The organism is Megasphaera sp. DJF_B143, from assembly GCF_900320625.1.
Lineage (GTDB): Bacteria > Bacillota > Negativicutes > Veillonellales > Megasphaeraceae > Megasphaera > Megasphaera hexanoica.
In genome coordinates, this window is the sequence record NZ_ONTA01000236.1 from 1 (window position 1) to 4017 (window position 4017).

General features: G+C 52.0%; 6 protein-coding genes. All 6 read right to left on the reverse strand.

The annotated features are described in order from the left end of the window. The coding region (gene ispG / locus DBO31_RS07035) for a (E)-4-hydroxy-3-methylbut-2-enyl-diphosphate synthase (RefSeq protein WP_150824789.1) at window positions 1–794 on the reverse strand (794 nt) is incomplete at its 3' end. Window positions 795–806: 12 nt separating this feature from the next. Further along, the gene (rseP, locus tag DBO31_RS07040) at window positions 807–1835 is read right to left on the reverse strand and encodes an RIP metalloprotease RseP (protein ID WP_059075915.1); all 1029 of its coding nucleotides are present in this window, start codon (window positions 1833–1835) and stop codon (window positions 807–809) included. A gap of 44 nt (window positions 1836–1879) precedes the next feature. Continuing rightward, window positions 1880–2707 (reverse strand): phosphatidate cytidylyltransferase, encoded by an 828-nt coding sequence (locus tag DBO31_RS07045; protein ID WP_150824790.1) that lies wholly within the window; start codon window positions 2705–2707, stop codon window positions 1880–1882. Window positions 2708–2723: 16 nt separating this feature from the next. Next, the gene (locus DBO31_RS07050) at window positions 2724–3506 is read right to left on the reverse strand and encodes an isoprenyl transferase (protein WP_150824791.1); all 783 of its coding nucleotides are present in this window, start codon (window positions 3504–3506) and stop codon (window positions 2724–2726) included. A 3-nt stretch (window positions 3507–3509) separates the two neighbouring features. Beyond that, complete coding sequence (locus tag DBO31_RS07055; RefSeq protein WP_083237030.1) at window positions 3510–3749, reverse strand: hypothetical protein; 240 nt, start codon at window positions 3747–3749, stop codon at window positions 3510–3512. Next, window positions 3746–4017: ribosome-recycling factor (locus DBO31_RS07060; protein WP_150824792.1), on the reverse strand; the 272-nt coding region annotated here is incomplete at its 5' end. The genes DBO31_RS07055 and DBO31_RS07060, both read right to left, overlap by 4 nt.

Genomic DNA, 4017 nt, shown 5'->3' on the forward strand with positions numbered 1-4017 from the left:
CAGGAAATGAGGACCGGTCCGAACTGGCGCAGGCCGAGGGCGCTCAGGATATCCTGGCCCACCTTAATTTCTTCAGCCGGATCGTCCGTGAGAGAAACGCGTATCGTATCTCCGATTCCTTTATAAAGAAGAGTCCCGATGCCGATGGCCGATTTAATCGTACCGACGCGGGCCAGCCCCGCTTCGGTAACGCCAAGGTGAAACGCATAGGGAACCTTTTCTGCCAACTTTTCATAAGCTTCGATCATGAGCGGCACCTGGGAGGATTTGAGAGAAATCACCATATTCCGGTAATCCATCTTTTCCAGGATGCGTATATGGCGCAGCGCCCCTTCCACCATGCCATCGGCAGTAGGATGACCGCCATACTCCTGTAATATATCTTCCGGAAGAGAGCCGCTATTGATGCCGATGCGGATGGGAATGCCCGAGGGGCGCACCTTTTCCACGACTTTGACGACGTGTTCATCGGCACCGATATTACCGGGGTTGATCCGCAATGCCTGTACACCGCTTTCTACAGACAGGAGTGCCAGGCGATAATCGAAATGAATGTCCGCCACAAGGGGAACGGGCGATGACGCTACGATGTCTTTCAGGGCCAGGGCCGCCGCCTTGTCCGGTACGGCAAAGCGTATGATTTCTGCTCCCAGGCGGGAAAGACGCTGTACGTCGGCAATAGCCCGGTCCGTATCGGCCGGATTGACCGTAGACATGGTCTGCACCGAAACAGGCGCCGTACCGCCGACCGTCACCGTTCCCAGCGTCACCGGACGCGATGTTCTTCGTGTAATCATATACTACCTCTAAATACTAAAACGACTGATGTCCTGTATCATGGCAAATAAAAACAGCGATCCCAGTATGATGATACCGGCAATCTGGATATAATACAGGGCCCGCTTGGGCAGCCGGCGTCCCGTAATGCCTTCGATGATCAGCATGATGATGTATCCCCCATCCAGAAGCGGAATGGGAAGGAGATTGAGGATACCCAGATTGATGCTGAGAAATGCCGTAAACATGAGCAGATTGACAAAGCCGACGGAGGCTACCTGTCCTGCCAGCTGGGCTACTCCCAGAGGACCTGCCAAGTCAGCCTTTTCGGTGCCGCGGATCATACCATACATCCCCATGGTCATCGTATAGCAGATCTGCCCTGTCCGTTCTATGGCCATGTACGACGATTCAAAAAAGCCATGCTGCCTGCGCGTAACGACGGGAACGACGCCGATGAGTGCCCGCTTCGACTGGGTATCATACGTAGGGACCATGGTCAGATTCACATCTTCCCCGTCCCGGTTGACGACGACCGTGAGGACGTCCCGGCTGTGGTCATTGACAGTACGGGAAATATCCTTCCATTCTCCGATTGGCACGCCGCTGATGCTGACGATACGGTCGCCCGGTTTCATGCCGCCCTGGGCTGCCGCCGAATTTTCCACGATCGATCCAACGACCGGTTCTTTCGAAACGTCGTGCGTACCCACGGTAAACATGACGCCCCATATGATGACGACGGCCAGGACGAAATTCATGAATGCCCCGGCAGCGATGACGATGAGACGGTAACGGACTTTTTTATTCAGGAAGGATTTTTCATTCAATTCTTCCTGTTCTGTCATTCCCTGGATGCGGTTGAACCCGCCCAGGGGGATTGCCCGTAATGAATACAACGTAGATCCATATTGATAGCTATAGATTTTGGGACCAAAGCCGATAGCAAATTCATCTACCTGCATGCCCGACAATTTCGCCGTAATGAAATGGCCGAATTCGTGGACAAACACGATAAGGCTGAAGACAAAAATCGTTGCTGCGATTGTAATACCCAAACTTCATTCACCTTTCGTTCACGGCAGGAACTCTGTCCTGACGCTTATGCTACGAGCATAAGATATGCATACACAGCCGGTGCGGCAAAGAGCAGACTGTCAAAACGGTCTAGGATGCCGCCATGACCGGGGATGATATTCCCCGAATCTTTGATGCCGCAGGTCCGTTTGAGGACCGATTCTACCAGATCTCCCAGAGGAGCCATGATGGCAACAATCAATCCGATAGCCAGGCCGTGAAGAAGTGAAAATTTAAAAATCAAAGAGAAAATCAGTGCTACGACGATTGTGCCGATACACCCGCCCAGTGCGCCTTCCCGGGTCTTTCCCGGACTGATGGATGGGCAGAGCTTATTCTTTCCCACGGCTTTTCCGGCCGCAAAGGCAAAGGTATCGCTCGCCCAGGTGGAAAAGACGAGGAGAAAGACGAAAAAGCGGGCCGGTTCGAGCATGACATTCTGGAACGTACTGGTCAGATACGATGCCAGCATACCGTTCCGGAGAGCCAGCATAGCCAGGAATCCGCCTCCTATATAGAGCAGTCCGTACAGCGAATAAGCACTGTCCGAAAGGGATACCCTCTTGTGGCAGACCACCGTGCGCAGGAGAATCCAGCTCATCATGACGACGCACAGTAAAAAAAGCAGTTTAATCCCGGCAAACCACCAGGCCCCAAATACGGCGGCGAGCCATACGTAGCCGGCATATTCTGTCAGATCAGCTTTGACGGCGTGGAGCATGCGCACGTATTCACGCCAGCCCAGGAGAGCCAGCAGGGTCATCATGATAAAGAAGAGCCAGTTCCCTTCGTAAATAATAAATATCGTCAGGCCTCCGCCTACGATACCCGTAATGATTCGTTTAGCCAACATTGTCTGTCTACCTTCCTTACTTCAAGCCGCCAAACCGGCGTTCCCGGCCCTGGAAGTATAAGATGGCTTCTATGAGAGTGTCCTTCGTAAAATCAGGCCAGCACAGGTCCGTATACCAGAATTCGGCATAGGCCATCTGCCAGAGCAGGAAATTGCTGACCCGCTTGTCCGAACCGGGGCGGATCAAAAGATCCACATCATTTTCCGGAGCCGTATACAGGTAATCAGCCAGCGTATCCTCCGTAATATCGGCCGGGCTGAGAAGGCCTTTCTGGACATCTTCTGCCAAAAGGCGCGCTGCCCGGGCCAGTTCCATGCGCCCGCCGTAGTTGACGGCTACATTGAGTTTAAGGCCCGTATTATCTTTCATTTCTTCTTCGGCCTTGCGGAATGACTCCTGGAGGATTGGATGGAGGCGGCTCATATCGCCAAGGAAATGAAGGCGTACGTTGTGTTCGTCCAGTTCCAGGAGGTTTTTGCTCAGATATTCGTTCATGAGCTTCATAATATACGAAACTTCCGTTTCCGGGCGCTTCCAGTTTTCCGTCGAAAAAGCATATACCGTCAGTACCTGGATTCCCAATTCCCCCGCGGCGATGACGCTGCGCTTGAGCGTATCGGCGCCGGCATGATGGCCGTACGTGCGGGGTTTTCCCTGTCGTTTTGCCCAGCGGCCATTGCCATCCATGATGATGGCCACATGGTGAGGAATATTCTGGCGGTCCAGCTGAGCTTCCAGAGAAGACGACTCTCCTGCACCAGCCTGGCGGCCACTATTTTTAAAAAATGTATCAAACATATCCTATCCTCCATCGTGAAGAGCCTGCTGCACACTGTCACTCGCTTTCAGGCTGTAATTGTACACCAGGTGGACGACGCCGTCTCTTTCTACAGCCCGGATGACATAGATTTCCTGGTCGTCACAAGAGAAATAATGACTCCGCGAGACAGTCTGCTCCAGGACATAGGGGATATTTTTACCCTCTAATACAGATTTGGCATACCATAACGGCATGCCAATGAGAATCCGTATATCCATCATACTTCCATGACTTCTTTAGTCTTTTTATCTTTCAAAGCGTCGATATCTTTGATTTTCTGATCTGTCATTTTCTGGATTTTGGTCTGAGCTTCCTTACTTTCATCTTCCGTTATTTCTTTTTTCTTTTCTGCTTTTTTGAACAGATCATTGCAGTCCCGGCGCAGATTGCGGATAGCGACTTTAGCTTCTTCGGCGTGTTTGCTTACCTTTTTGCCAAACTCTTTACGCCGTTCTTCCGTCAGCTGCGGGATTTCCAGGCGGATCATCG